This window comes from Candidatus Accumulibacter sp. ACC007 (assembly GCF_907163205.1).
Classification (GTDB): domain Bacteria; phylum Pseudomonadota; class Gammaproteobacteria; order Burkholderiales; family Rhodocyclaceae; genus Accumulibacter; species Accumulibacter regalis.
Window position 1 is genome coordinate 2,156,329 of sequence record NZ_CAJQUD010000001.1, and the last position, 26,695, is coordinate 2,183,023.

At 65.7% G+C, this 26,695-nt stretch carries 24 protein-coding genes; 21 read left to right on the top strand and 3 right to left on the bottom strand.

Translation table 11 applies throughout. The features are described 5' to 3' along the window. Nucleotides 1-188 precede the first annotated feature (188 nt). The 21 genes from QZ634_RS09455 (at nucleotide 189) to QZ634_RS09555 (ending at nucleotide 19,999) form a co-directional block, all read left to right on the top strand. Nucleotides 189-2,204 (top strand): DNA topoisomerase III, encoded by a 2,016-nt coding sequence (locus QZ634_RS09455; RefSeq protein WP_291987503.1) that lies wholly within the window; start codon nucleotides 189-191, stop codon nucleotides 2,202-2,204. A gap of 779 nt (nucleotides 2,205-2,983) precedes the next feature. Then, a complete protein-coding gene (locus QZ634_RS09460) occupies nucleotides 2,984-3,220 on the top strand; it encodes a hypothetical protein (protein ID WP_011829940.1) in 237 nt (78 codons plus the stop codon). 26 nt (nucleotides 3,221-3,246) lie between these two features. Next, complete coding sequence (locus QZ634_RS09465; RefSeq protein ID WP_011829941.1) at nucleotides 3,247-3,639, top strand: hypothetical protein; 393 nt, start codon at nucleotides 3,247-3,249, stop codon at nucleotides 3,637-3,639. Between the two features lie 250 nt (nucleotides 3,640-3,889). Next, nucleotides 3,890-4,606, top strand: a complete 717-nt coding sequence (locus QZ634_RS09470) for a hypothetical protein (RefSeq protein ID WP_023124355.1) — start codon at nucleotides 3,890-3,892, stop codon at nucleotides 4,604-4,606. Nucleotides 4,607-4,896: 290 nt separating this feature from the next. After that, nucleotides 4,897-5,697: a hypothetical protein gene (locus tag QZ634_RS09475; RefSeq protein WP_023124354.1), complete on the top strand. Its 801-nt coding sequence runs from the start codon at nucleotides 4,897-4,899 to the stop codon at nucleotides 5,695-5,697. A gap of 66 nt (nucleotides 5,698-5,763) precedes the next feature. Continuing rightward, complete coding sequence (locus QZ634_RS09480; RefSeq protein WP_023124353.1) at nucleotides 5,764-6,129, top strand: DUF3085 domain-containing protein; 366 nt, start codon at nucleotides 5,764-5,766, stop codon at nucleotides 6,127-6,129. Between the two features lie 344 nt (nucleotides 6,130-6,473). Continuing rightward, a complete protein-coding gene (locus QZ634_RS09485) occupies nucleotides 6,474-7,025 on the top strand; it encodes an STY4534 family ICE replication protein (RefSeq protein ID WP_023124352.1) in 552 nt (183 codons plus the stop codon). Between the two features lie 55 nt (nucleotides 7,026-7,080). Then, nucleotides 7,081-7,692 (top strand): DUF3275 family protein, encoded by a 612-nt coding sequence (locus QZ634_RS09490; protein WP_023124351.1) that lies wholly within the window; start codon nucleotides 7,081-7,083, stop codon nucleotides 7,690-7,692. A gap of 89 nt (nucleotides 7,693-7,781) precedes the next feature. Further along, nucleotides 7,782-8,147, top strand: coding sequence for a hypothetical protein (locus tag QZ634_RS09495; RefSeq protein WP_013982123.1), 366 nt, complete (start codon nucleotides 7,782-7,784; stop codon nucleotides 8,145-8,147). An 84-nt stretch (nucleotides 8,148-8,231) separates the two neighbouring features. Then, nucleotides 8,232-8,882, top strand: coding sequence for a hypothetical protein (locus tag QZ634_RS09500; protein WP_034031706.1), 651 nt, complete (start codon nucleotides 8,232-8,234; stop codon nucleotides 8,880-8,882). Between the two features lie 65 nt (nucleotides 8,883-8,947). After that, nucleotides 8,948-10,057 carry a DUF6094 domain-containing protein gene (locus tag QZ634_RS09505; protein ID WP_023657726.1) on the top strand — a complete coding sequence of 370 codons (1,110 nt, stop codon included), beginning with the start codon at nucleotides 8,948-8,950 and terminating at the stop codon, nucleotides 10,055-10,057. Between the two features lie 101 nt (nucleotides 10,058-10,158). Then, complete coding sequence (locus QZ634_RS09510) at nucleotides 10,159-10,464, top strand: hypothetical protein (RefSeq protein WP_013721855.1); 306 nt, start codon at nucleotides 10,159-10,161, stop codon at nucleotides 10,462-10,464. Nucleotides 10,465-10,564: 100 nt separating this feature from the next. Next, nucleotides 10,565-12,838 (top strand): helicase-related protein, encoded by a 2,274-nt coding sequence (locus QZ634_RS09515; protein WP_291987531.1) that lies wholly within the window; start codon nucleotides 10,565-10,567, stop codon nucleotides 12,836-12,838. A gap of 197 nt (nucleotides 12,839-13,035) precedes the next feature. Next, nucleotides 13,036-13,605, top strand: a complete 570-nt coding sequence (locus tag QZ634_RS09520; RefSeq protein ID WP_034031710.1) for a PilL N-terminal domain-containing protein — start codon at nucleotides 13,036-13,038, stop codon at nucleotides 13,603-13,605. After that, on the top strand, nucleotides 13,602-14,249 hold the full coding sequence (locus tag QZ634_RS09525) for a hypothetical protein (protein ID WP_212181378.1): 648 nt from the start codon (nucleotides 13,602-13,604) through the stop codon (nucleotides 14,247-14,249). The genes QZ634_RS09520 and QZ634_RS09525 overlap by 4 nt, the downstream gene beginning before the upstream one ends. Before the next feature lie 9 nt (nucleotides 14,250-14,258). After that, a complete protein-coding gene (locus tag QZ634_RS09530; protein ID WP_212181379.1) occupies nucleotides 14,259-14,978 on the top strand; it encodes a TIGR03759 family integrating conjugative element protein in 720 nt (239 codons plus the stop codon). After that, nucleotides 14,963-15,583, top strand: coding sequence for a lytic transglycosylase domain-containing protein (locus tag QZ634_RS09535; protein ID WP_291987536.1), 621 nt, complete (start codon nucleotides 14,963-14,965; stop codon nucleotides 15,581-15,583). The genes QZ634_RS09530 and QZ634_RS09535 overlap by 16 nt, the downstream gene beginning before the upstream one ends. Continuing rightward, a complete protein-coding gene (locus QZ634_RS09540; protein WP_291987538.1) occupies nucleotides 15,580-16,113 on the top strand; it encodes an integrating conjugative element protein in 534 nt (177 codons plus the stop codon). Before QZ634_RS09535 ends, QZ634_RS09540 begins: the two co-directional genes overlap by 4 nt. 8 nt (nucleotides 16,114-16,121) lie before the next feature. Next, on the top strand, nucleotides 16,122-18,278 hold the full coding sequence (traD, locus tag QZ634_RS09545) for a type IV conjugative transfer system coupling protein TraD (RefSeq protein ID WP_291987540.1): 2,157 nt from the start codon (nucleotides 16,122-16,124) through the stop codon (nucleotides 18,276-18,278). Then, nucleotides 18,275-19,024 carry a TIGR03747 family integrating conjugative element membrane protein gene (locus QZ634_RS09550; protein WP_174217420.1) on the top strand — a complete coding sequence of 250 codons (750 nt, stop codon included), beginning with the start codon at nucleotides 18,275-18,277 and terminating at the stop codon, nucleotides 19,022-19,024. Before traD ends, QZ634_RS09550 begins: the two co-directional genes overlap by 4 nt. A 282-nt stretch (nucleotides 19,025-19,306) precedes the next feature. Further along, nucleotides 19,307-19,999, top strand: coding sequence for a hypothetical protein (locus tag QZ634_RS09555; protein ID WP_033895037.1), 693 nt, complete (start codon nucleotides 19,307-19,309; stop codon nucleotides 19,997-19,999). Nucleotides 20,000-20,050: 51 nt separating this feature from the next. Here the strand turns inward: QZ634_RS09555 and drmC are convergent, their stop codons facing one another. Genes drmC through drmA form a run of 3 tightly spaced genes read right to left on the bottom strand, consistent with a single transcriptional unit; the run spans nucleotide 20,051 to nucleotide 26,695 of the window. Further along, nucleotides 20,051-20,812 carry a DISARM system phospholipase D-like protein DrmC gene (gene drmC / locus QZ634_RS09560; RefSeq protein ID WP_023657719.1) on the bottom strand — a complete coding sequence of 254 codons (762 nt, stop codon included), beginning with the start codon at nucleotides 20,810-20,812 and terminating at the stop codon, nucleotides 20,051-20,053. Nucleotide 20,813: 1 nt separating this feature from the next. After that, the gene (locus tag QZ634_RS09565; protein ID WP_291987551.1) at nucleotides 20,814-22,673 is read right to left on the bottom strand and encodes a DUF1998 domain-containing protein; all 1,860 of its coding nucleotides are present in this window, start codon (nucleotides 22,671-22,673) and stop codon (nucleotides 20,814-20,816) included. 2 nt (nucleotides 22,674-22,675) lie between these two features. After that, complete coding sequence (drmA, locus tag QZ634_RS09570; protein WP_291987552.1) at nucleotides 22,676-26,695, bottom strand: DISARM system helicase DrmA; 4,020 nt, start codon at nucleotides 26,693-26,695, stop codon at nucleotides 22,676-22,678.

Below are 26,695 nucleotides of genomic sequence, written 5' to 3' on the forward strand. Positions count from 1 at the left end.
CCAGCCGCCCTCCCGAAACGACGCTCTTGCTGTGCCAGCTCCTACGATCTATGCACACCGCTGCGGCAACGAACCGCCTGCCAATCACAAAGCGGTGTCTGCATCAATCGACTTCCTTGCTGCCGGCATCTCCTGGCCCCGCCAAGCTGACGCCCATCCGATGAACCGCACATTTCCAAGGAGGCTTCATGCGCGTGTTCCTGTGCGAGAAGCCGTCCCAGGGCAAGGACATCGCCCGTGTGCTGGGTGCCGGTCAACGCGGCAACGGCTGCTACAGCGGCGCGGGTGTCGTTGTGACCTGGTGCATCGGTCATCTGGTGGAGGCGGTTCCGCCCGAAGGCTACGGCGAGCAATACAAGCGCTGGGCCATCGAGCAACTGCCCATTCTTCCTGAGCGTTGGCGTGTCGAGCCCAAGGCGGCGACCGCAGCGCAATTCAAAGTCGTGCAGCAGCTCGTCGCCAAGGCGGGCGAGCTGGTGATTGCGACCGACGCCGACCGCGAGGGCGAGATGATCGCCCGCGAGATCATCGACCTATGCGGCTACCGCGGGCCGATTCAGCGCCTGTGGCTGTCGGCGCTCAACGATGCGTCGATCCGCAAGGCGCTGGGTGCGCTCAAGCCGTCCGCCGAGACGCTGCCGCTGTATTTCTCCGCACTCGCCCGATCGCGCGCCGACTGGCTGATCGGGATGAACCTGAGCCGCTTGTTCACACTGCTGGGGCGCCAGGCCGGCTATAGCGGCGTGCTGTCGGTGGGGCGCGTGCAGACGCCGACGCTGAAGTTGGTCGTGGACCGCGATCGCGAGATCGCGCGCTTCGTCTGCGTACCGTTCTGGGCCATCGAGGTTGCGCTATCGCATGCAGGCCAGCCCTTCGTCGCAAGCTGGACGCCGCCGCAAGGCAGCACCGACGATGCGGGCCGCTGCCTGCAACAGCCGGTGGCGCAGCAGGCCGCCGAGCGCCTGCGCACGGCCGGCTCCGCCCAGGTGCTGTCGGTAGAAACCGAGCGCGTTCGCGAAGGGCCGCCGCTGCCGTTCGACCTGGGCACGCTGCAGGAGGTGTGCTCCAAGCAGTTGGGCCTCGACGTGCAGGAGACGCTGGACATTGCCCAGGCGCTGTACGAGACGCACAAGGCGACAACGTATCCGCGCTCGGATTCGGGCTACCTGCCCGAGAGCATGCTGGCTGAGGTGCCGACCGTACTCGACAGCCTGGTCAAGACCGACCCCAACCTGCGGCCGCTGATCGAGCGCCTGGATCGCCAACTGCGCTCGCGTGCATGGAACGACGGCAAGGTGTCGGCTCACCACGGCATCATCCCGACGCTGGAACCCGCCAACCTGTCGGCCATGAGCGAGAAGGAGCTGGCCGTCTACCGGCTGATCCGCGCCCATTACCTCGCGCAGTTCCTCCCACACCATGAGTTCGACCGCACGATGGCGCAGTTCTCGTGCGGCGGTCAGTCGCTGGCGGCCGTGGGCAAGCAGATCGCCGTCACCGGCTGGCGCGAGGTGCTGGCGACGCCGGGGCCGGACGATGCCGATGGCGAGGATGCGCAGCGCAGCCAGGTGCTGCCCGCCCTGCATGCGGGCCTGTCCTGCCCGGTCGGAAAGGTGGATCTCAAGGCGCTGAAGACGCTGCCGCCCAAACCCTACACGCAGGGCGAGCTGATCAAGGCCATGAAGACCGTCGCCAAGTTCGTGACCGACCCGCGGCTGAAACAGAAGCTGCGAGATACCACCGGCATCGGCACCGAGGCGACACGCGCCAACATCATCAACGGTCTGATCGGTCGCGGCTACCTGGTCAAGAAAGGCCGCGCCGTCCGCGCTTCCGACGCGGCATTCACGCTCATCGACGCGGTGCCCTCGGCCATCGCCGACCCCGGCACCACGGCGGTGTGGGAGCAGGCACTCGACATGATCGAGGCCGGCCAGATGGCGCTGGACACCTTCATCGAGAAGCAGTCCGTGTGGGTCGGCCAGCTCGTGCAGCAGTACCGCGGCGCAACGCTCTCGCTCAAGCTGCCGCCGGCGCCGGCCTGCCCGCAGTGCGGCACACCGATGCAGCAGCGCACGGGCAAGAGCGGCGCGTTCTGGTCCTGCTCGCGCTACCCGGACTGCAAGGGCACGCTGCCGATCGAGTCCCCGACGGGCCGGCGCAGCGCACCGCGCAAGCGGCGCGCTGCCTCCAAGGCGTCCTGATCCTCGCTTTTCCCCTGCCGCGCCGGCCACTTCACTGGCGGCGAGGCAAACGTCCCGCACCGCGCGGGACTCCAAAGCGCGCGTCTCCTTCTGCAACGGTGTGCGCGCCCCGTCTGCCCGGCATCGGGCGACGGGGCGAGAAGGTCATTGCTCCACGAATCGCGCCCGCCGCCATTCCCTTGATCGGTGTGCCTTGCCTCGGCCACGAGGGGCTTCCTGACGCCTTGCCGCCGCGCGAGCCGTGAGGAGGCCACTTGGGCCGAGGGTATTCCGTGCCGGTGCCCGCCGGCGGAACAACGGGCTCCCTTTGTGTGTGGATGCACGCCAGAGGTTTCCGGCCCCAGCCACGAAACGGGCCGGGTGCGATTGCTGACGCAGCGAACGGCTTTGACGACGGCCTGCGCTGACGCAGCCCACAGGTGGTTTTCCTTCCTCTCCAGCCGAAGGCCCGCGTGGCCTTCGGCGCCCTGGTCCTTGCCTTGTCCCGTGACGCGGGCCTGCCCTAAAGCGGGCCGTCCGCGATTCGGTTTTCCCTGCGACGGCAGCCATGCTTCGCGCCCATCCTCACCGATGCGTTGCTGACAGTCGTCAGCGGCATGCCCTGGCAGTCTCGGTCTTCAAGACTGCAACGCGGTTCGCCGCGTTGACCGATCCAGTCCGCTTCGCATCGCCCACCGCGGACGCTCGCCGGTCTGGCGACGATGCACTTTTCTCAACCACCCGAGGGGAACCCCATCCCCTGTGGGATGCGTGCTCCCCGACCCACCAAGGAGCACGGCATGTCTGAACCTTCCGCATCTTCCTCTGCAACCGCAGTGCGCAGTGGTGCGCTGGCGCTGGCCTGGACCGGCAAGCGTCTGCCGCTACAGGTGCTGCGCAGCGCGGCCGGCCAATACATCGGCACGCAAGACGACGAAGGCCCGGTATCGCGGGAGTCCGTCGAGTATTTCCCCACCCACCTCGCAGCACAGCGCGCCCTGGATACCCATGCCTGGACGCAGCGCGCTCAGCCCTGATTCCCCACCCTTCAAGGAGTCCTCTCATGAATCTGTCTTTGCCCGAAGACGTGCTCGATCAGATGGCGCTGGAACAGGCGCACTTCGACGCTGCACCGCAGGCCTTCTTCGAGGCCTGGAAGCGCGGCGCGCAGATCGCCGGCCACGAGTGGTTCGGCGACGGCACACGCGAAGGTCTGCAGCGTGCCACCACCAAGTGGGATCTGCGGCCCAACATGCTGATGCTCAACGACGCCCTGGGCGTGCTGAGCAGCGGTCAACGCATGTTCCTGTCCGCGATGGTGAGCTTCTACAACGCCCGCGAGGGTGGCGCGATGCTCAAGCGTTGCGGCTTCGAGGGGCTGTCCGACTTCGGCGGCCTCGATCTGGAACGGCGCCAGGTCATCGCTGACCTCACGCTGCACTACAACGGCTGGTGAGCCGCGCCTGGCAACCCACCGTCCTTTCATCCCACCCCACGAGGGACATGCGTCCCCGTTCGGGGCCATGTCCCTCCTTCTTTTCGCAGGAGCGGCCATGTCCCGAATCAGCATCTTCCACTGACCCGCACCGCCCGCCACCAGGGCGGTCCGACGCCGCGGCCGGCTGACCGGCTGCCACTTCATCCACCCGCTGGGGTTCAATCCCCGGCAGGGGATTGCCTCGGCCATCCTCTGCTGGAGGAATCCCATGTCCCATTCCAACAACCCCTTCGTCCGCGGCTACGATGGCCTGTCCGTGCAACGGCTGCTGGCGATTTCCTACGACGACGACTGCCCGCTGAGCTATCTGCCGCTGCACGTCTCGCAGTCGCACCTGCCGGACAGCCAGGTCGAGCGCCATGCCTGCGTCTTCTGCGACGACTTCGCGCTGATCACGGAAGGCCAGAACGTGCCGCCCGAGCTGGACGCGCAATGCCGCAGCCACGGCATCGCCCGAAACCTCGTCTACGCCGTCATGGCCGAAGAAGCCGGCCAGCCGCTGCACGTCGGCGATACCTACTCCGAGGAAGCCGCACGCGAGGTGGTGCGGCGCCTGCGCTTCGAGACCGGCTTCTACAGCCGTGCCTGGGAAATCAGCTCGGCGCACATCACCGAGGAGGCCGGCCGCTATCTGGCCAACCTGGCCGACATCGCCACGCCGAGCGGTTTTCTGTTCATCGCCTTCCGCATTCCCTACAGCCCGGCGGTCGGCGTGAAGCTGATCGCCACGCCCTGGACGGATGCGAACGTGCAGCAGGTCGAGGGCATCACCGCCGAAGAACTGCGGCAGGAGCACCGGGCCAAGGGCATGCCGGAGCCCCTCGTGGAAGTGTTGCACCTGGCTGCGCTCGCCGACGTTCGCATGTTGGTGTTCGATGCCGACGCGCCCGTGCTGGACGGGCTGACGCTCTACGACGACGAGTAACCCGCAACCCATTCGAGCCCCCACGTAGGGGCTCTTCTTTTGCGCGGAACGCGGTGCCGGCGCATTGCCGATTCCCAACGGACGGCCGCCGCCATGTGCCGCACGCTGGCCGCATGTTCGCTGGCGTTGCCGGCAGCATGCCCAGGCAGTCGAGACCTTCAAGACTGCGGCGCGGTTCGCCGTGCTGGTTGCTTCGTTCTCCGGGCGCACCCGCGTCCATCCACCTCACCCTCAAGGGATCGACCTCCCTTGCGGGCGGGAGTCCCTTGGTTGCCACAAGGAGTCTCCCCATGGATACCCAAGCCATCCGCGCACAGATGCCGACGCTCGTTGTCGGTCATGTGCCTTCCAACGTCCGTTCGTTCAAATTCAACATCTTCGACGGCCAGCCCAAGGTTTCGACGCTGGGCTTTCACATCGACCCGAAGCCTTTCGAGGGCAAGGTCATCGCCACCACCGACGAGGCCATCGTCGTCAAGACGGGACGGGCCGAGTTCGCGGTGCTCGATCGAACGCTCGTGACCGAGGTGCCCGACGAGGGCGCCAAGGTGCAGGTCGAACCCTATGTCAGACGCCGCTTCGACGGTCAGCGGGCGGACACGCCCGAGGAGCAGACCGAGTTCACCGCCGACGGCCAGCCCTACACGGTGAAGCGGTTCGTGCTCGGTTCCGCACCGGCGAAGCTGCCGATCCCCGAGCCGCGCTGCCCCGAGCTGCAGGAACTGATCGACCAACTGGAGCAGTTGCCCGCTCCCGACGGCTTCCGGCGCATCACCCACATGCTGGTGGATGCCGGTGCGCGGGACATCACCTGGGTCGATCCGCTGCCCGCCGACATCATCCGCACGCCGCCGGCCATCGGCTTCACCGTCGCCACGACGAAGTTCCAGGGTTGCGTCACCGTGCTGTATGAGCGTGGCCTCGACCTCTACGCGGTGGAGCTGCGCCGCGACGGCGAGCTGATTGAACGGGTCGATGAGGTGTTCTTCGACACCCTCGGCGAGACGCTGGAACGGCTGATCGACGACGGGAGCTGGCGCCGCATCCGAGTGCAGTGCCTGTTGTCGGGTCGCAAGGCTGTCCGGCACTGATCTCCCAGCAGCTTCCCGCCTTCGCGGCGGGAAGCCTCTCTTCCTGCATCCCTGGAGATCACACCCATGACTGTTCGATTCAAAGGCACGGAGCTGCGGCCCGTGCTCGCCGAAGCGGTGGCGAATCAATGCCGCGTCATCCTGGTCAAGGATCAGGGCGTGTACTTCCTGGCCGAGCGCGGCGAGCGCCGACCCGATGGTCGCCAGAAGACCATCGCCTATGCCGCTGGCTGCAACCCGGATGTCGATGCGTTCGATGACTGGTGGGAGCTGGCGCGCGCCGAGTTCGGCGGCGATGACTTTGGCGAGTTCTTCGATCCGAAGGAGGGCGTGTTTGCGTGCATCCTGCACAGCGAGGACGATCTCGACGTGTCCGCCACCGCGACACACCTGTCGCTGCAGGCGGTTCCTTCCGCGCCCAGCGGTAACTGACCGCCCATCCCTGGCCCCCGCTCCGGGGGCCTCTTTCTTCCCGGCAATGCGGACAGCCGCGAGTGCCAATTACCGCTCGCATGCGCGCCGCCCCGGCGCCACGCTTCCGCCCATGTTCCGCTGACGTCCGTCAGCGACATGCCCAGGCAGCCACGATCTTCAAGGCTGCGACGCGGTTCCGACCGCGTTGATCACCCCAGTTCGCACCGGCATCCATGCGCGAACGGCCATCGGTTCTCGATGGCGATGCCACCAAGCTGTTCCATCAACCCACGCGGGGGTTCCACACCTTCCCCGCCTTGGGTCGGGTGTGTCTCCGCCTCATTGTTCTCAGGAGATTCACCATGACCACTTCCACCGAAAAGTCCTACTTCGATCTGCACATCACCGGCCTCGGGTATCTCAATCGCATCCGCGAAGTGAAGCCCAAGAAAGGCGATGCGTTCCTGGCCTGCGACATCGCGGCTCTGAACGGTCCCAGCGATGACGTCTCGTATGTGCGTTTCGACACGCGCGTATCGGGTTCGGAAGCGCAGCACCTGGTGCGCCGCTGCATTCAGGCGGTCGACGCCGAGAAGAAGGTGATGATCGGCTTCCGCCTGGGCGACCTGTGGGCCGACACCTTCACCTACTCCAAGGGCAAGCGTGCCGGCGAGCAGGGGGTGAGCCTCAAGGCCCGCCTGCTGTTCGTCAGTTGGATCAAGGTCGACGGCAAGCTCGTCTACAAGGCCGAACCCAAGCCGACCGAGACCGACGAGCGCGACCCGGAAGTCCCTGTGACGTCCGACGCGCCCGCCGCGCAGCAAGCCTCGGCACCGGAGCCTTCCAAGCCCGACGCCGATGCTGCCGACGACGCTGCCGATGCCCCCGCATTGGCCGTTGCCGAGTCGTTCTGATCCGCAAGGCCCCATCCCCGGGGCCTTGTCTTCTCTTCGTCAGCAGGAGACCTTCATGATCACCATCCCCGGCCAACTGGCCATCAAGACCATCCACGGCAGGAACGGCGACTTCAACGTCGGCCGCCTGGCGACCTCGATCGGCGAGTTCGTCGTGAAGAACGCCGAACTCGATCAGTACCGCGAGGGCAAGTACGACGGTGATTTCGTCATCGTCGAGATTCGCCCCTCCACGTACAACGCCAACGGCCGCATGGTCATCGAGATCCGCGCCCATCTGGGCGGGATGACACTGTCCAACATCGACGCCCTGAGCCGCGACGAGGCCCGCCGGCTGAGTCCGCAGGAAGTCGATCCGATCGACGAGGAAGCGCAGACGCCCGCGCCGGCAACGCCCCCGGCCAAGCCGAAGGCGAAGTCGCGCAGTCCGCGTGATCCCCTGGTCGATACCACGCCGTTCGGCAGCGAATCGGCTCCCGTGTCCGCTGCGGCCTCGGCCGAGGCAGACGACGCGGTGCTGTTTGGTGCCTTGTGGCCCCTGGGCGAGACCGTGAAGCTCGATGCGACCGTGGATCGTCGTGTGCTGCGTCAGCAGCGCGACCGTCTCGACAAGCTCGGCTACGAGTTCGCTCCGTTGTCCCAGGACTGGCACCTCAAAGCTGCCTGATCCATCCGCCGCCTTACGCGGCATTCCGCCACCCGCCGGGGTTCTCCCCCGACGGGGAGGGCTCCGGCCTTTGCTTCAAGGAGACCCTCATGGGCTGGACCTTCGTTCGTCAGACGCGCGATCAGTTGATCCGCGAGCTGCTCGCTCCGCAGGCGTCCGAACGCGCTTGCTGCGAAGTCATCGACCACACACTGGACGGCGACGTTCTGTGGACCGTGGTTCGCGTCACCGCCAGGCAGGCGGGCGTCATGGGCCTCGCGGCCGGTGAGTCCGTCTGCTACATCGGCTGCCATCTTCTGGAAAGCTCGGGCGGCGATTGGGGCTACAAGTCCCTCGATGAGTCCGTGCATCCGTACTACTACTCGTGCCCGCTGCGCTATCTCGACATGGCGCCGGTGCAAAGCTCCGAGTGGCGCGAGCGGGTTCACCGCTTCCACGCGGGGCGCGCTGTCTAGCGGCACGCATCTTCCTTCACCCAACCGGGGCGAGCACGGCCCCGCGGGCTGTGGTTGCTCCTTCTTTTCCAAGAGGACATCACCATGCCTGCACCTTCTTCCGCGAAACCGCTGTACCGCATCGACGAATGCCCCGACCTCATGGCTGACGGTTGCGTCGGTGACGAGCAGGGCAATCTCGTCTTTCTCTCGATCTGGGCGCGCGACACCGCCGTTCAGGAGTTCCTCGCCCGCCTGACCCTCGGCCGGGACGAACAGGGACTGGATCAGTTCCACGTCATCACCGAGCAGGGCGCATCCATCTCGGTCTTCGTCGGCAACGTCGAGAACCTGGAAAAGCGCATCACCCGCGCCTATCGGCGAACGCTGTTCGGTTCGCTGACGAACGTGTGGCTGTTCGATCGTCGCTGCGTGAAGCCAGACAAGGCCAACGCCAGCGCGCTGGCGCTTCTGCCCAGGGATTCCGCTCACCGGCTCGACCGGCTGTGGACGCTGGTGCAGGACACCTGCCCGCTGCCACTGCTCGACCACTGGCGCGACACCGTGCTGGAGCTGTTGCAGACACGGCGGATGCTGACCGGTCTTCCCTTGGCCCTCGGGCCGCTGGAAGGCCATCGGCTGGCCCTCGATGTCCCGGCGCTGACGAAGGCGTTGGGCGAGCTGATCCGCAACGGCACCCTTGGCGCCACGCAGTACGAACTGGCCGCGAACGCACCGCTTCGGCGTGTGGCGTGAGCCATCCCCACGGGCATGCGCGCCGCGCGTGCCCGCCTTCCCTCATCCATCACCAGGAGAAATCCATGGCACTCATGTTTCCGCGCCTGGCGCGCAATTTCATCCGTAACGGCTACTTCCCCACCGACGAGCCGACGCTGGAGCGGGCCTTGTCCGCACTGGTGCCGTCTCCCGGCTCCATGTCCCTCCTCGATCCCTGCGCCGGCGAAGGCGTGGCGATTGCCGAAGCCGCCCACGCCCTCGGGCGCGAGCAGGTCCAGGCCTTCGCCGTCGAGTACGACGCCGAGCGTGCCCGCCACGCACGGCAACTTGTCGATCGCTGCATCCAAGGTGATCTGATGGACACGCTGATCTCGCGCCAGTCCTTCGGGCTGCTGTGGCTGAACCCGCCGTATGGCGACCTGAGCAAGGACGTGAACGGCAACATCGGCTATCAGGGCCAGGGCCGTGCGCGGCTGGAAAAGCTCTTCTATCAGCGCGCGCTGCCGCTGCTGCAGTACGGCGGCGTGCTGATCTTCATCGTGCCGTCCTACGTGCTCGACGCCGAGCTGGTCGGATGGCTGACGCGCCACTTCGCCGACCTGCGCATCTACCGTGCGGTGGAAACGCAGTTCAAGCAGGTGGTGATCTTCGGTCGCAGGATTCGTCAACGCGACCAGGCGTCGGAGTCGGCCAAGTCCTTGCGCGGTCTGCTGCTGCAGATCGGACAGGGTGACGCCGAAGCCGAGGAGCTGCCGCCCGAATGGCCGTTCCTGCCGTACACCGTCCCTGCCAGCCCGGCCGAGCCGGAGCACTTCTATCGCGTGACGATGGAGCCCGAGCAGTTCGCCGATGAAGTCGGCCGGCTGCAAGGACTCTGGCCGGCGCTCGATACGCACCTGGGGGCCGCGCAGCAGTCGCTGCGTCCGCCCGCGCGGGCCTTGTCGCACTGGCATCTCGCCCTGGCCTTGGCCGCAGGCGCGATTTCCGGCGTAGTGACGTCCAAGAGCGGGCGCGTGCTCGTCGTCAAAGGTGACACCCACAAGGAGAAGATGCTCCAGACGGAATACACCGAACGCGACGACGGCTCCGTGGCCGAGACACGCATCCTCACCGACAAGTTCGTGCCGGTCATTCGTGCATGGGACTTGACGCTGGGCTCGCCTACGTGGGGCGAAGTGCTGACCATCCGCTGATCGCTGTTCCCTGACGGTTCGCCGTCGCTTTCATCCACCCACCGGGGTCACGTTGCCCCGATGGGGTGCCGTGGCCCCTTCTTCCAGAAGGAGAAACCACCATGGCACTCGCAGTCCTCAACCTCGGGTCACAAGCACGCTTTTCGCCAGGGCAGGTGGTCATGACCGCCGGCGTCGACGAGCTGGTCCGACAGGGCCGGCTCAACCCCTCGCCGTACCTGCGCCGCCATCTTCATGGCGATTGGGGCGACCTGGACGACAGCGATCGACGGCAGAACGACGCCGCGCTGCAATCCGGTGAGGATCGTCTGTTCTCGTCCTACCAGGTCACGCGCGACCTGAAGCTCTGGATCATCACCGAATGGGATCGCAGCGTCACCACACTGCTGTTGCCCAGCGAATACTGATCCAACATCCAGCGGCCTCGCGCCGCTTCTTTCTTCCCACCCAGGGGCATGTCACCGCCCCGTGGGGGAGGTGCATGCCCCATTGCTTTGGAGCATCACCATGTCCCTCGATCTCGAAACCATTCCCGAAACCGCTGTGCAGGGCGACCTGCTCGAAGCGGCCGCTTCACCCCTCACGCTCAGCCTGCAGGACTTCGTATCGGAGTTCGGCGACGAGTTGCTCGATTCGCTCAACCGCGCCAATCCTCCGGTCTACACCGGCCAGGTGCGGGTGCATCGGCAACTGATCCTCGCCGCGCTCAAGCGCAAGCTGTTCCCGGCGCAAGCCGATGTGGTCCATGCCGTCACCGAGCTGTTGGTCGATCGCGGCGAACGCGCCGCGATCGTCAATGGCGAGATGGGTTGCGGCAAGACGACGGTGGGTATTGCCACCGCCGCCGTGCTCAACGCCGAAGGCTACCGCCGTACCCTGGTTCTGTCTCCGCCGCACCTGGTCTACAAGTGGCGGCGCGAAATCCAGGAGACGGTGGCCGGTGCCAAGGTCTGGGTGCTCAATGGCCCGGACACGCTGGTCAAGCTGCTGAAACTGCGCGAGCAGTTGGGCGTGCCGGCCCAGGGCCAGGAGTTCTTCGTCCTGGGCCGCGTGCGGATGCGGATGGGGTTCCACTGGAAGCCTGTCTTCGTTCGGCGGCGCACGCCTCACGGCGACGTGGGGGCCTGCCCGGATTGCGGGCATGTCATCACCGACCTCGACGGCGAGCCGATCAACCCGGTCGAGCTGGAAGCCGAGGAGTCCCGCCGCAAGTGCAGCCACTGCCATGCACCGCTGTGGTCGTTGATCCGTCCCAGAGGCCTGTCCGCCAGCGACCAGTCCTCGACCGTGCTCAAGGCACTGAAGCGTATTCCAACCATCGGGGAAGTCACCGCGCAGAAGCTGATGCAGAAGTTTGGCGACGCCTTCCTCGCGTCGATGCTCGGGGACAACATCCACGAGTTCATCAACCTGATGGATGGCAACGGCGAGCTGGTCTTCTCGGACCGGCAAGCCCATCGCATGGAACGTGCGATGGCCAACATGGAGTTCGGCTTCGGCGAGGGCGGCTACCAGCCGTCCGAGTTCATCAAGAGGCAGCTTCCCCAAGGCACGTTCGACCTGCTCATCGCCGACGAGGCACACGAGTACAAGAACGGCGGCTCCGCACAGGGCCAGGCCATGGGGGTGTTGGCGGCCAAGGCGCGCAAGACACTGCTGCTCACCGGCACACTGATGGGCGGCTACGGCGACGACCTGTTCCACCTGCTGTTCCGAGCCCTGCCGGGGCGGATGATCGAAGACGGCTACCGGCCGACGAAGAGCGGCAGCATGACCTCGGCCGCGATGGCGTTCATGCGCGATCACGGTGTCTTGAAGGACATCTATTCCGAGAGCACCGGCACGGCGCACAAGACGGCCAAGGGCACCAAGGTATCGGTGCGCACGGTCAAGGCGCCGGGTTTCGGTCCCAAGGGCGTACTGCGTTGCGTCCTGCCGTTCACGGTCTTCCTCAAGTTGAAGGACATCGGCGGCAACGTGCTGCCGCCCTACGACGAGGAGTTCCGCGAAGTCGCGATGGATACGGCGCAAGCCGCGGCCTACCGCGATCTGGCGGGTCGGCTGACCCAGGAGCTGAAGCAGGCCCTGGCGAAGCGCGACACGACGCTGCTCGGTGTGGTCCTCAACGTGCTGCTGGCCTGGCCGGACTGCTGCTTCCGGTCGGAAACGGTGGTGCATCCGCGCACGCGCAACACCTTGGCGTTCGTTCCGGCTCAGTTCAACGAGCTGGAGGTGATGCCCAAGGAACGCGAGCTGATCGAGATCTGCAAGCAAGAGAAGGCGGAAGGTCGCAAGACCCTGGTCTATTCGGTCTACACCGGCACGCGCGACACCACGTCGCGCCTGAAGGTGCTGCTGGAGCAGGAGGGCTTCAAGGTGGCGGTACTGCGCGCGAGCGTGGATGCCTCCCGCCGCGAGGACTGGATCGCCGAGCAGTTGGACCGTGGCATCGACGTGCTCGTCACCAATCCCGAGCTGGTGAAAACCGGCCTGGACCTGCTGGAGTTCCCGACCATCGTGTTCCTCCAGAGCGGGTACAACGTGTATTCGCTGCAGCAGGCCGCCCGGCGCTCATGGCGCATCGGCCAGAAGCAGCCGGTGCGCGTGATCTACCTCGGCTACGCCAACTCCTCGCAGATGACCTGCCTGGGGTTGATGGCCAGGAAGATCATGGTCTCGCAGAGCACGTCGGGCGACGTGCCCGAGTCCGGACTCGATGTCCTGAACCAGGACGGCGACTCGGTGGAGGTGGCACTGGCACGGCAGCTTGTCACGGTCTGATCCATGTGCTCATGCCGGCGGCCCCTCGGGGTCGCCGGCTTCTTTCCACGGCCCTTCGGGGCCGTTTTTCTTGGGCGTATGACAGTCCATGGCGCCGCCCGCCATGAATTCGGGCGGGCGTCAGTGCGTTTTGTTTGCTGCCCGCAGGCCAAGCGGCGGCGATGGTGAGCGCTCCGTGTTCCAGGGAAGCGCCATCCATGCAACCATCCATCCGCGCTGTTCACCGCCTGGCCTTCGCCGCTGGCTTGCTGGCCGGCAGTCTGTTGGCCGCCGGGTGCGCCACGACCGCCGCGCCGTCTGCGCCAGCGGTTCCGGCCGCATCGCCAACCGCCGTCGCGCCGGAGCCGGGTTTCGTTCCGGTGGCCCGCTATGGCCGCTACACCCTGGTCGAGCTGGTGCCGGAACCTGCGCAGCGTGATCTCTTGCAACAGGCGGTGGAGGTCTCGATTCCGCCCATGCTCGATGCCAGCGTGGGCGACGCAATGCGCCATGTGCTCCTGCGCTCCGGCTACCGGCGCTGCGATGCGGCCGAAGCCGCCACCCTCTACGCGCTGCCGCTGCCTGCCGCACACCTGCGCCTGGGTCCGCTGATGCTGCGCGATGCCTTGCTGACCCTTGCCGGCCCCGCCTGGGAGCTGTCGGTCGATGACTCGACCCGCCAGGTCTGCTTCAGCCGGCACGGTGCTCCCGCCTTCCTTTCCGCCAACCCGCCCGGCACCGCCACGCCCGCGCCGGACGCCGACCGGCCCGAGGAGATGCAGCCATGACCTTTCCCCAAGCGCCATCCGAGCGCAATTCCCGCACGCGTTGGCTCAAGGTCGCCGCGGCCTTCTGGCTGCTGCTCATCAGTGCTGTAGCACTCATCAACAGCGTCGGCCTGTCGCGGCTCGCCGAACAGACCCAGAGCAGCGCACAGGATGCGCAGGTCAATGCGCTGGGCCTGCGCGTGGCCGATCTCGAACAACGGGCCGATGCGGACAAGCGCCGGCCGGCGCCGATCAGCCAGGCCGAATTCACCACCGCGCGGCAGGCGTTGGACGAACGGATGACGCGCCTCGAAGAGGCCGATGAGGCGAGGACCCTGGCCATCGACCTGCAGACGCTGCAGGCGCGCGTGAATGGAATCGAAACCCGCCTGGAGAAGACCCGGCAGGTTGCATCCGCTGCTCGCCCGCGCGTTCCGGTTGTGACGAAGCCCAAGGTGCCGGAGCCGCCGTTCCGGGTGCTCGGCGTGGAGCTGCGTGGCGGCGAGCGCTTTCTGTCGATCACCTCCACCGCCGCGGCCTCGCTCGCGGGCGCCCGGCTGCTGCGCGAGGGCGATGCCGAGGGGGGCTGGCAACTGCAGTCCATCGAGGCGCAGGCGGGCGTGTTCCAGGTGAACGGTCAGACGCAGCGCGTTGCGGTGCCGTAGGGGGTCGCCATGAACCTGCGGCCGTTGTTCGCTGCCGTCGTCCTGTTCGCCGCTTTCGGCGCATCCGCCCAGCCGGCCCCGGTGACGAACTCGCGCATGGTGCCCGCCCAGGTGCAGCCGGGCGCCGAGGCCGCGCTCGACGAGAGGCAGGCACGGGAATGGGGGCTTCAGCCCGAGGAGTGGGCACGTTACCGACAACTGATGCAGGGGCCGCTCGGGGTCTATTCGCCCCAGCTCGATCCGCTCACGGCGCTGGGCATCGAGGCCCGCAGCGAGGAGGAGCGCAGGCGCTACGCAGAGTTGCAGGTGCAGGCCGAGGCCCGGCGCGTCGGCAAGACGCTGGCCTACCAGCGCGCCTACGACGCGGCGTGGCAGCGCCTGTTTCCCGGCCAGCCGCGCGTGAGCCTGCCCGGCGCCAAGGCGCAGGGTGCCGGCAACACCGGCTCCGGGCGCCTGGCGGTCTTCGTCAAGACCGACTGCGCACCGTGCGCGCAGCGCGTGCAGCAGTTGCAGGCGGCCGGTACGGCCTTCGATCTCTACATGGTCGGCAGCCGTCAGGACGACGCGCGCATCCGGCAGTGGGCCACCCAGGCGGGCATCGACCCGGCCAGGGTGCGCGCCCGCACCATCACGCTCAACCACGATGCGGGGCGCTGGCTGTCGCTCGGCCTGCCCGGCGATCTGCCGGCCGTGGTGCGCGAGGTGAACGGCCAATGGCAGCGGCAATAGGTACTCCGGGCCGGAAGCGTCGGCCATCCGGCATCGCCATCCGCTGCGCCAGCGCCGCGCTGTTGCTCGCCACCGGCGGCTGGGCGTTGGCCGCCCTGGCGCGGGAAGTGCCGCCGCCGGCCTATCAACTGGCGGCACATCGTGCAGACGTGCCGGCGGCGGTGCTGTACGCGGTGGCCTTGCAGGAGAGCGGCGCCATGCTGCGCGGGCGCCTGATCCCCTGGCCGTGGACGCTCAACGTCGCCGGCACGCCGCAGCGCTACGGCACCCGCGCCGAGGCCTGCGTGGGGCTGCGCCGGGCACTCGCCCGCACACCGGCCAATCGCATCGACGCCGGCCTCGGCCAGGTCAATCTCGGCTACCACACGCATCGCTACACACAGCCCTGCGAGCTGCTGGACCCGTACCGCAACCTCGCCATCGCCGCGGAAATCCTGCGCGAACAGCACACGCCGGGCGAGGACTGGCTGCTTGCCATCGGCCGCTACCACCGGCCCGCCGGTGGGGCACCCGCGGCGCGCTACCGGCGCAGTGTGCATCGGCACCTGACCCGCGTGCTCGACCCCGGCGTTCCCGTTCCAACCCTCCAGGCCACCACGCCATGAACCACATCGTTCTCATCGCCGCCATCGGTCTGCTGTCCACGACCACCGTGTTCGCCCAGACCGCCTCCGCGCCGCTGATCGTCGTCGAAGACCGCGGCGGCGACTCCGCGCTGCCGTACTACCGGTCGCTGAATCCTCAGCCGGATCAGGCCACACCGCCGGCCCCGATGCCGACCCCTCGCGTGGGCAACGCGGCCGACGCCGAAGCCGCCATGCTGCCGGTGCGCTCGACGCAACTGTCGCCGGGCGAGGTGCAGCGCCACGTCATCCGGGCGCCGGGCCTGACGGCGCTGTTCCTGATCGGCGACGATGAGCGTTCGCGCGCCTGGCTGCGGCAGCGGCAGGCGGCGCTGCGAGAGCTGCAGGCCGTGGGGCTGGTGGTAAACGTGGAGTCGATGGCCGCGCTGACGGCGCTGCGCAGTCTGGCTCCCGGCCTGACCCTCTCGCCGGCCTCCGGCGACGACCTGGCCCAGCGCCTGGGCCTGCGCCACTACCCGGTGCTCATCACGTCCACCGGCGTCGAGCAGTAGGTGCGCAAATGGCCCATCCGCATGCCGTCGAGGTGCTGCTGCGGCCAGCGGTGGAGCTTCATACCGTGGCGGTCTGCACCGGCGCCGCGATTCTGTGCCTGGTGGCACCGTGGTCGCTCGCGCTGAACCCGCTGCTCGGCCTGGGCTCCGCACTGGCCTTCCTGACCTTCGGCGCGATTCGCCTGCGCGATGCCTGGGCGATCCTGCGCTATCGCCGCAACATCCGCCGCCTGCCGCGCTACGTGATGACCAGCCGCGACGTGCCGGTGAGTCAGCAACGGCTGTTCGTCGGCCGGGGCTTTCGCTGGGAGCAGCGGCACACGCACCGGCTGATGCAGACCTACCGGCCGGAGTTCCGCCGCTATGTCGAGCCGACGACGATCTACCGGGCCGCCCGACGGCTGGAGGAGCGGCTTGAGTTCGCGCCGTTTCCCGTCTCGGCGCTGGCGCGCGCGCTGGCCTGGGACAGCCCGCTCAACCCGGCGCGGCCGCTGCCGCCGGTCGGCGGACTGCCGCGCCTGCATGGCATCGAGCCGCACGAGGTCGACGTCACCCTGCCGCTGGGCGAGCGCGTCGGCCACACCCTGGTGCTGGGCACCACGCGCGTGGGCAAGACGCGGCTGGCCGAGCTGTTCATCACGCAAGACATCCGCCGCAAGGTCCGCGGCGAGCACGAGGTGGTGATCGTCTTCGACCCCAAGGGCGATGCGGACCTGTTGAAGCGCATGTACGTCGAGGCCAAGCGCGCCGGGCGCGAAGGCGAGTTCTACGTGTTCCATCTGGGCTGGCCGGACATCTCGGCGCGCTACAACGCCGTGGGCCGGTTCGGGCGGATCTCCGAGGTGGCCACGCGCATCGCCGGGCAGCTCTCGGGCGAAGGCAACAGCGCGGCGTTCCGCGAATTCGCCTGGCGCTTCGTCAACATCATCGCGCGCGCCCTGGTCGAGCTGGGGCAACGGCCGGACTACCTGCTGATCCAGCGCCACGTCATCAACATCGACGCGCTGTTCATCGAGTACGCCCAGCACTACTTCGCCAAGAACGAGCCGAAGGCCTGGGAGGTCATCGTCCAGCTCGAAGCCAAGCTGAACGACAAGAACATCCCGCGCAACATGATCGGGCGCGAGAAGCGCGTGGTGGCCCTCGAACAGTACCTCTCCCAAGTGCGCGTCTATGACCCGGTGCTCGACGGCCTGCGCAGCGCCGTGCGCTACGACCGGACGTACTTCGACAAGATCGTCGCTTCGCTGCTGCCGCTGCTGGAGAAGCTCACCACCGGCAAGATCGCGCAACTGCTCGCACCGAACTATTCCGACCTGTCCGACCCGCGGCCGATCTTCGACTGGATGCAGGTCATTCGCAAACGCGCGGTGGTCTACGTGGGGTTGGATGCGCTGTCCGACGCCGAAGTCGCGGCGGCGGTGGGCAACTCGATGTTCAGCGACCTGGTCTCGGTGGCCGGCCACATCTACAAGTTCGGCATCGACGACGGGCTGCCCGGCGCCGCGGTGGGCGCCAAGATTCCGATCAACGTCCACGCCGACGAATTCAACGAACTCATGGGCGACGAGTTCATTCCGATGGTCAACAAGGGCGGCGCTGCCGGCGTGCAGGTGACGGCCTACACCCAGACGCTCTCCGACATCGAGGCGCGCATCGGCAATCGTGCCAAGGCCGGCCAGGTGGTCGGCAACTTCAACAACCTGTTCATGCTGCGCGTGCGCGAGACCGCCACCGCCGAGCTGCTGACGCGACAACTGCCCAAGGTCGAGGTCTACGCCACGGCACTGATGAGCGGCGCCACCGACAGCTCCGATCCGCACGGCAATACCGCGTTCACGTCCAACACCCAGGACCGCATCAGCACGACCGGCGTGCCGTTGATCGAGCCGGCGCATGTCGTGGCGCTGCCCAAGGGGCAATGCTTCGCGCTGATCGAGGGCGGCAACCTCTGGAAAGTCCGCATGCCGCTGCCGGCACCCGACTCCGACGAAGCCATGCCGAAGGATCTGCAGGAGCTGGCCGGCTATATGCGACAGCACTACGTCGAGGCAGGAGACTGGTGGGAGAACCAAGGCATCCCTGGCCTGCAGGACAAGGCGCTGCCCGACGACCTGCTGGACGACTTCAAGCAGATGGCCGCGGCCGAAGAGGCCGAAGCATGAGCGATCCGGCCGTCGCGGCCCAGCGCCAGCAGCAAAGACAGCAAGGCCTGATCGCCGGCCTGGTCACGCTGCCGTTCCGCTTCTTCGGCGTGCTGTGCGGCGCGCTGCTGCTGTGCATCCTGATCGAATGCGTCGGCATGTACTTCTTCTGGCCCGATCAGGGCTGGCGCCACGCGCAGGGCATGCTGCACTACGAGCTGGATCAGCTCTCCACGCATTTCACGCGCAGCGCGCTGGTGCAGGAGCCGGGGCGCACCGCGCACCGGCTGGTCGAGCAGGGCTACGACTGGCTGTTCGTGAAAAGCGGTCTGCTGGACTGGATACGCGACGCCTCGGCGCAGGCCAGTGCCGGCAGCCATCGCCCGACCAAGGATTTCCGCTACTACATCGGCTTGCTCTACGTGAACGTGGAGAGCTACCTGATCGCGGCGGCCTACACGACGCTGGTCTTCCTCGTGCGGCTGCTGGTGCTGTGCCTGACCCTGCCGCTGTTCCTGATGGCCGCCTTCGTCGGCCTGGTGGACGGCCTGGTGCGCCGGGACATCCGCCGCTTCGGCGCGGGACGCGAATCGGGGTTCATCTATCACCGCGCCAGGGCCAGCCTGATCCCGCTGGCCGTGCTGCCGTGGGTGACTTACCTGGCACTGCCGGTCAGCGTGAACCCGCTGCTGATCCTGCTGCCCAGCGCCGCACTGCTCGGCGTGGCGGTGTGCATCGCGGCGGCGACGTTCAAGAAGTACTTGTGAAACACCCAGGAGCGTCACTCACGCCGGTTCAGTGGGGCGAACGCGCAGCGGTGCGCCGGGCGCACTGTTGCGCGTGTACCGGCTGGGCTGCGAACTGACCGGGGGATTCTTTCGCTAATTTCGCCGGACAAAATCAGCCGCAAGTGCTTGTCACGGCACTAATTTCACTGGTTCCGCTAGTTTCTCCTTGTGCTTTCGTCGAGTGCTGTACCATCTGAAATCAGCAGGGGTTGCCCAAGGCACGCGGCGCGACTCGCACCTACAGCTTCGGAGGCAGGCCAGATGCAGCAGCTGCGATGCTACGGCGACGACAGAAACAATGGGTTCTGCGTGCATTGCGGCGGGCCAAGCGAAACCATTGATCACGTCCCGTCGAAAGTTCTCTTGGATGAGCCGTATCCAGAGAATCTCATGGCGGCTCCGGCGTGCCGTGAATGCAACAACGGCCTTTCACTCGACGAAGAATATCTGGCCTGTTTGCTCGAATGTGTCATCGCCGGGGACATCGCACCCGAAAAACTGCACAGGGCCAAGATTGGCCGTATCTTGCGTGCGAACTCCTCGCTGTTGACCCGATTGCAGCGGGCACGCACAGATGGTGCAGAAGGCCCTGTCTGGGCAGCCGAAAACGACCGCGTGAGTCGCGTCATCCTCAAATTGGCTCGATGTCATGCCGCATTCGAACTCAACGAGCCACAACTCCACGAACCATCACGCCTCGGATTCAAGCCGCTGTCGCTCATGACGGAAAAAGAGCGCACCGCATTCGAAAGCGATGACGACGCGTTCGATGTCTGGCCGGAAGTCGGGAGCCGTGCGATGCAGAGGCTGCTTGTGGCGGGCACCGACACTTTCACCGAGGGATGGTTGGCCGTGCAAGAAGGAAACTATCGCTTCCATACCAGCCAAGCCAATGGGCTGACCGTGAAAATCGTCCTTCGGGAATATCTCGGCTGCGAAGTCGTCTGGGACTGATCCGGCAGGACGCATTCGTTTCGGCAGGCAGATGGATTTCGAAGTAGCGATTCAGACGGGTGAAACCGTCTTCGTGTCTACCAGCGCCTGCAAATGGTCTAGTAGCAGCTTGGGAATCTGCCCGCCGGTGAGAAGCACACCGGCCTCCATGTTCTGCTCCATCGCGTGGCCGGTCAGGTTGGCGCTGGTGATGAAACACATCTTGCCATCGGCGACGGCGACTTTGGCGTGAACGCGCCCGTCAGAGAACGGGGCGGCTTTGTCTCGCCAGGAATAAAGCCTCGCAGCGGAGACCAGCGTGCTCATCTTGCCAATCGCGTCAAACGAGATGCTGCCGCCGTGGTCCTGAGACAATTCGAGCAGCATGGAGATGACCACTCCGCGATCACTTGCCGCATTCAGCGCCTTGACGATGGTCGAGACGTTGTAGGCCACGAAGCTGGTGATGAACAGGGTCTGCTCAGCGGCGTTGATGACCTGCAGTAGCGTCTGCTCGGTTCGTCGAGCCGAGACGAAGGGTGTCGTCGGTCCCGTCCACACGAGTTCGGTGGATTGTTGATTCGTAGCCTTGGTGAAAACATGGCCGGCGGCGAGCAGCATCGATGCAAGCTCATCGGCGCTGACCTCACTGGCTCGCCAAGCATCGATGAGCTGATCCACAACCTCAGCAGCAACGGGGGTGCTGACCACGCCCGACAGCGCACCGGCTGCTTTGCTGGCATCGGTCCGACGAATCCGGCTAGCTATGGCCTGTACCTTCTCAGGAGAGACCAGACAGACCACGGCTGCGACGGCGTCCAAGAGCCTCTCCATGTCACAAGCCCTTGAAGAAAGCCGCGTCGATACGTTCCAGGGTCGGAACCAGCAATGACCGATCCAGGTAGCGATTGCCGCGCTCGCAGGAGGTCTCAGCCACCAGGCTACAAGCGTGGCACGCCGCAGCATGAAGTGAGCGATCTTTCTCGGGATCGTGCTCGGAGCAAAGCGGGTCAGAGGAGCAGATCTTCGAGCGATTCAAGGCTTGCTCCAATAGGCGACCCAGATTCTCCGGCTTGCCGAGATCGACGAGACCGCCCAGCGTTCCATCGGAGTCCGCCGCTGCCGTGTAGATGAGGATACCGGCCTGCGGACTCTCGCCCGAGGTGTCGGCATAGATTCGCTCGCGGATACTCGCTGCGTTGTAGCCGCACTCCAACGCCAGCTCACGAATCAGCAAGTGCGATAGCGTGTGGAGCATGGCGTAGCGAATGCCGGGGTAGCCCTCGTCAGGATCGAGATGACGTGAATTGCGCCATCCCCTGTGGCCGCCCCGGAGCATCTTGTCGACCTGCGCGACGGCAGGTAGTGCTTCCCAAGCGACGAGCGCCGGTTCATCGAACTGGATGAAGATACCCTCACCATGTACCTGGTTCGCGGGAACCCAATCCGGTTTGCTTCGTGAGAGGTTGGCCATCTGGGGCCGTTCGTTCGGGTCGCCAGTTTCTTCGGGCGCCTCCACCCGAGTAAAACCGAGCAAGGCATTGACCTCTCGCAGTCGCTCCAGAAGCAGCACTCTGCCGATGTGCTTCGCAAAAGCCGGTGGCGTGCCGACCTTCTTGCTCATGAAGTGCGGGTAGTCCGTGGGCGGATTCGCTTCTGTCAGCACGTCCCATTCGGGGCCCTTGATATCGGCCTCACCCACGACCTCCTGTCCGCCACCGCTACGGTGCGCCTCAATAGCCGACCAGATCGACGCCGCAGGATATTTGTCGATCCCTGGCAGCGCTCCGGTCTTTTTAAGCGTCTTCGCCGTCACCAACACTTCCGCTTCGGACTCCAGCTCCTCAAAGAACTCCCAGCCATCCTGGATCAGTTGACTGAGTGGGTCCTTGGTCTGGGGAATCGCGAGCGCCGAAAGTGTGATTGGGAACCAACTGTTCGTGGCGCCCAACAGAACCGCCCGCGCTTCCTCGTCACATTCGTTGTCGAAGTGGTCGAGGTGGGGATGTCGTCCTCGGCAACCCGGCAGATTCTCTTTTCCGGCCTTGCCGAAGGCGTGGGCCATGCTCCTCGACGCACCACACGTATCGCATTTCGCCCATAGATTCTCCGTCTGCAGCGAGGCGCCGCTCTCGAAGAAGCGTAGCGTGCCCTTGCATGAACTGTTTCCACCGTGGACGAAGTAGTGCCAAGGGAAGTCGTCGAGGTGACCATCGCGACAGGCCAACAGGAAACGTGCCGGTACGGCATCGGCGTCCTTGGCGGGTTGATCGCCCTTCGAACCCCGACATCCTTTGTGGACGAACCGGGTTCGCTCGGGCCTGAAGCGGTTCTCCTTGATCTCGAACAGTCCGGCATCGAAGGGGGACAGCAGGCCGCATTTCACGCAGCGCATCCAGCGCGGGAATGGCCGGACGGGAACGCCGATGTTGGCCTCGGCCGACCAGACATCGACGAGCTCGCTTTTCTGGAACGGCGGCATCCGCAAGTTCTCGACCTGTGCTCCAAGCACCTTCCGAACGGCGGCCAGCAGTCTGGCTTCCTGGATCGGTTGGCAGCGGTCCTTTTCCCATCGGTCGATGCCAAGCGTCACGACGGACAGGCTCGGCAGATCGATCAACGCCCCTGGCCCGTAGGTCCAGAGCAACTGGCTGGGTCTTACTTCTCCGACTGGAGTCTTATTACTCGCCGTCATGTTCAGTCCTCATCCTTCGTCGCGGGACGAGGCTTCCAATCGTGGTCGTCCGTGATGTGGCTTGTATTCATGATCAAACGCACGCCGGGCTCCACTTCGCGCATCGACATTGGTACGGTCCAGTTGTCCCAGGCCTGGATGCCCGGTGACCTGATCAATGCAACTGTCTTGTCCTTCTCGGGGCCGCGCTTCTCATAGGCCAGGATGCGGCCACCTTTGCCTACTTCCTTGGCCCACTCATCTGCGCGCTCCTTGAGTTCCTGTTCGGCCAGGCCCTTGGTGCTGGACAGCTCGCTGACATTCCAGGCTCGTCTGACGAGCACATCGATGGCATCGGTGATCTCGGTCTGGTCTGACTTGTCCAACTTGCCTGCCCCCTCGTTGGGGCTGAAAACATCGTTCTCCAGACGCATCAGGCTCAGCAGCGAGCCGGTCAGGCCACGGTCCATCGCGCGCGGCGAGAACGGCGTCACCGACTGCGCTTCGACGTGCTTGTAGAAAGTGGCGTGGTAATGCTCGAAGGTTTCGTAGTGCGAGAGATCTCGTGGTCGTGCCCAGGTGAGCACTGTGCAGACCAAGCCGGGGAAGGAACGACCCACTCGGCTGGTGGCCTGGATGTACTCCGCCGTGCCTTTGGGCTGGCCGTTGACCGCCATCAGTCCCAGCCGATTGACGTCGACCCCCACCGACAGCATGTTGGTGGCCAGCACGACATCAATCGCCCGGGTGTCGCCCTCTTGCCACTTGGTCACGTACTTGCCGGCTGCGGCATCGAACTCGGACTTGAACTTCACCTCGAGGTTGTCGAGGTACTTCGGGATGTCTTGGCTGGAGACCCGTGAGGTCAGCTCGCGGATGTTGCTGACGCTGCGTTGCGCCAACGCGGGCCGCTCGACCATGCTCATCTGCACCCGGTAGGAACGCGTCTGCACGTCGTCCTCGGCCAAGCGCTTCATGCCCCCCAGCTCGCGCAGCGAGTTGAAGTAGCCGACCATGGTCATGTACGGATCTGCTGGCTCGCCGAAGTGATCGAACAGTGCCTGAGCAGCAGTCAGGAACGCCGTGTAGACGCGGATCAGCATCGCAGGTCGTGAACTTCCGGGAGAGCAGACCCCGAGGTAGCGCCGTCCCGGCTTATCCTCGATCGGTCGCTGGACCGAGAAATAGTTGTCTTCCACGTCCAGCCCGTGCGGCGGGAACACCGACACACGCCGCATGAAGACGTTGTTCACCTGCTCGCGGGCCTTACGCACCGTGGCGGTCGACGCGATGATCTTCGGCTTGACCATATGTTCGCCGAGCTTCCAGCCGCACAGCTCGTCCACGGCCGTCTCGTACAGGCCAACCATGGTGCCGAGCGGCCCGCTGATCAGATGAAACTCGTCCTGGATGATCAGGTCCGGCGGTCGGATCGGGCTGATGTTCTTGACCTTGGTGGCAGCGAGCCCCTTTCCGGCCTGGTGGTTACCATTGCAGTCCGCGCCTTGCCATAGCAGGCCGTGCCGCTCGCATTCCTGGCCGACCCGACCGAACAGCGTGCGCACTTGGCCCCGCCACGCCATCATGGCGAACTTGTCCACGGTGGCGATCATCATCGTCGGGGGACGGTGGTAGATCTCCTCGTCAACGACCAGTACCGGAATGCCCGCGTGCGGGAGCTTGCTGGACTTGCCTTTCGAGAAGTCGCAACGGCCCTTCTTGTCGCCGCAGTAGACGAAGGTGCGCCCACGCCCCTTGTCGACCTCCACGTCGCGCCCTGGGGCGACTTCCGAGCCACACCAAGGGCAACTGGTCAGTTGCGCAGGAGACGCCGCGCCGGCGTTGTACTTACCGGGATTGCGGATGTCCTCGATGGCCCGATGACTGTCCTCGGTCGTGCCAGGGGTCACCTTGTTGCCCACCCACAGTCCGATGGTGAAGGGTTCGATGCCGAGCGATTCGTCACCCTTGGCCAGCGCCTCGCGACGCAGCACCTCCATCGCACAGATCAGTGCCGTGGCACGCTGAAACTGCTGCAGCGTCAGCAGGCGCAGGGTGTAACGCATGATCACGGCCAGACCGCGCGAGCCGTCGTAGCCGCCCAGGTTGCCCTGCATGCGCCGAATGGCCATGGTGAAGGCGGCTACACCTAGGTACGCCTCCGTCTTGCCACCGCCGGTAGGGAACCACAGCAGATCGGCATAGGCTTCGACCGGTTGCACACGATCCGGGTGCGTCGGGTTGGCCAGCGATGGGATCGACAGCAGCAGGAAAGCCAACTGGAACGGGCGCCAGCTGCGGTTCTTCAGTACGTCGAACTGGTCGACGGTGACGTCCTTGCCACGCCGGATTTCGAGGGCGTATTGGCTACGCACGCGCTGCGTGGCCATTGCCCGGTTGGCGAAACGGAAGGCCGCCAGGGCATTCGCGTCGCTCTTCAGCGTATCGATACCCTGCTGCAGGCGAGTGTGGATCTCCTGGCATCGATCCATTGCCTGTTGCGACTGCGCGTCGTAGCCAAGCACGTCGATGCCGACCCGAGCACGCTGCTCATCGATCCACGCGGCGTAATCCTTGGTCAACAGGTTGAGGGCGTCGACCAGCGGATCGATGTCCAGTGTGGCGAGGCGCTGCATGTCGAGCAGGCCACTGCTCACCATTTCCTTCATCGCCGGCCGGTCGGCGGGGTCCAGCCCCGGTGTCTCGGTGACCTGCACCTCGTACTGCGGCATGACAGTGATGCGCACCTCGGTGGCCAGCGTCACGTCATCCGCCGCTTCGGCATGGACGGCGACGCCGTGCCCCACCGCGAACTCCACCCGGTTGCGGTAGATCATCTCCAGCGATTCACGCTCCGGGTCCATACCGTCCGCATCCAGCACAGGCCGGCGGCGGAAGATTGCGCGCTTGGGTGCTTCAGCTTCCGAACGCACGATCAGCTCCGGCTGGAAGACCCAGGCGGTATCGCGGTTGGTCTCGGGTTCTTCCTGTGCGTTGACCAGGAACAGCGTCACCAAGCGATCGCCATTCGCGTTCTTGGCGCGCACGGAGCCCTGCACCCGCACTTCGGGATAGGTCTTGTCCGGCGCCTGATGAGGGATCACGCCTTCGGTGAGCGGCAGCACCAGCTTGCCGCCACAAGGGATGCGTTGCCAGACCTTGGCCTTGGTCTGCTCCTCGGCGCCGGTCTCCTTGTTCTTGCGGATGCGGAAGATCTCGTGCTCATCGCTGCGCTCGTAGCGACCCCAGCGCACCTCGATTTCGATCCGTTCGGCGTCACCATCCACACAGAAGGTCATGCCCAGGCTGCTCGGTACCAATGATTGATTGCTGGCAGCGTCGATCTCATCGGCGGCGTCAGACTCGGGCTCGACACGCCCCGTCGCGGTGCCGAACTCCGCACCGGGTTCATGCTGGCCGGGCGCCTTCGGGTCGGTGGGCTCTTCGACCTCGTCGTTCGCCAGTGGCCCTTCGAGCCCTTCGATGCCACCCTGTGCCGCCTCACGCGGGGCGAGCTTGCCCACCAGATAGCGATCCCGCACACCCATGTCGACGATGCGCTCATGAGGGCCGCCAGCCGGGCCGAGCAAGTCGTCCATCACGGCCAGTTGCAGCAGTTCGCGGATGTAGGCGAGTTCCTGCTGATGCTGGGGAGATCTGGGATCGGAACCGACCGTCGGCACTTCGGCGATGGTCTTGTGCAATGCCTTGGGCAGGGCTTCGACGAAATCGGTCCACTGGACCCGACCGATGCTGCTCGAAGACGGTGGCGTGAGTGCAGTGAGGCCGATCGAGACGGGGTCTGTGATCGACAGCAGTCGGTCGAAATAGAGCGTGGTGGTTTCGAGATCGGAACGAACCCGCAGCACACGCCCGACACGGGTGATGCTACCAACGGGGTTCAGGACCAGAGCCCAGTCGTCCTCCTCAATGGCCTGATAGAGAGAACGCTCACCCTTCAGAACCAGGATATAGGGCGCGAGCCTGTGGTCGGTGCCGAGGCCATGATCGATGGCGATCCATGCGTTGGAAGTTTTCGTCAT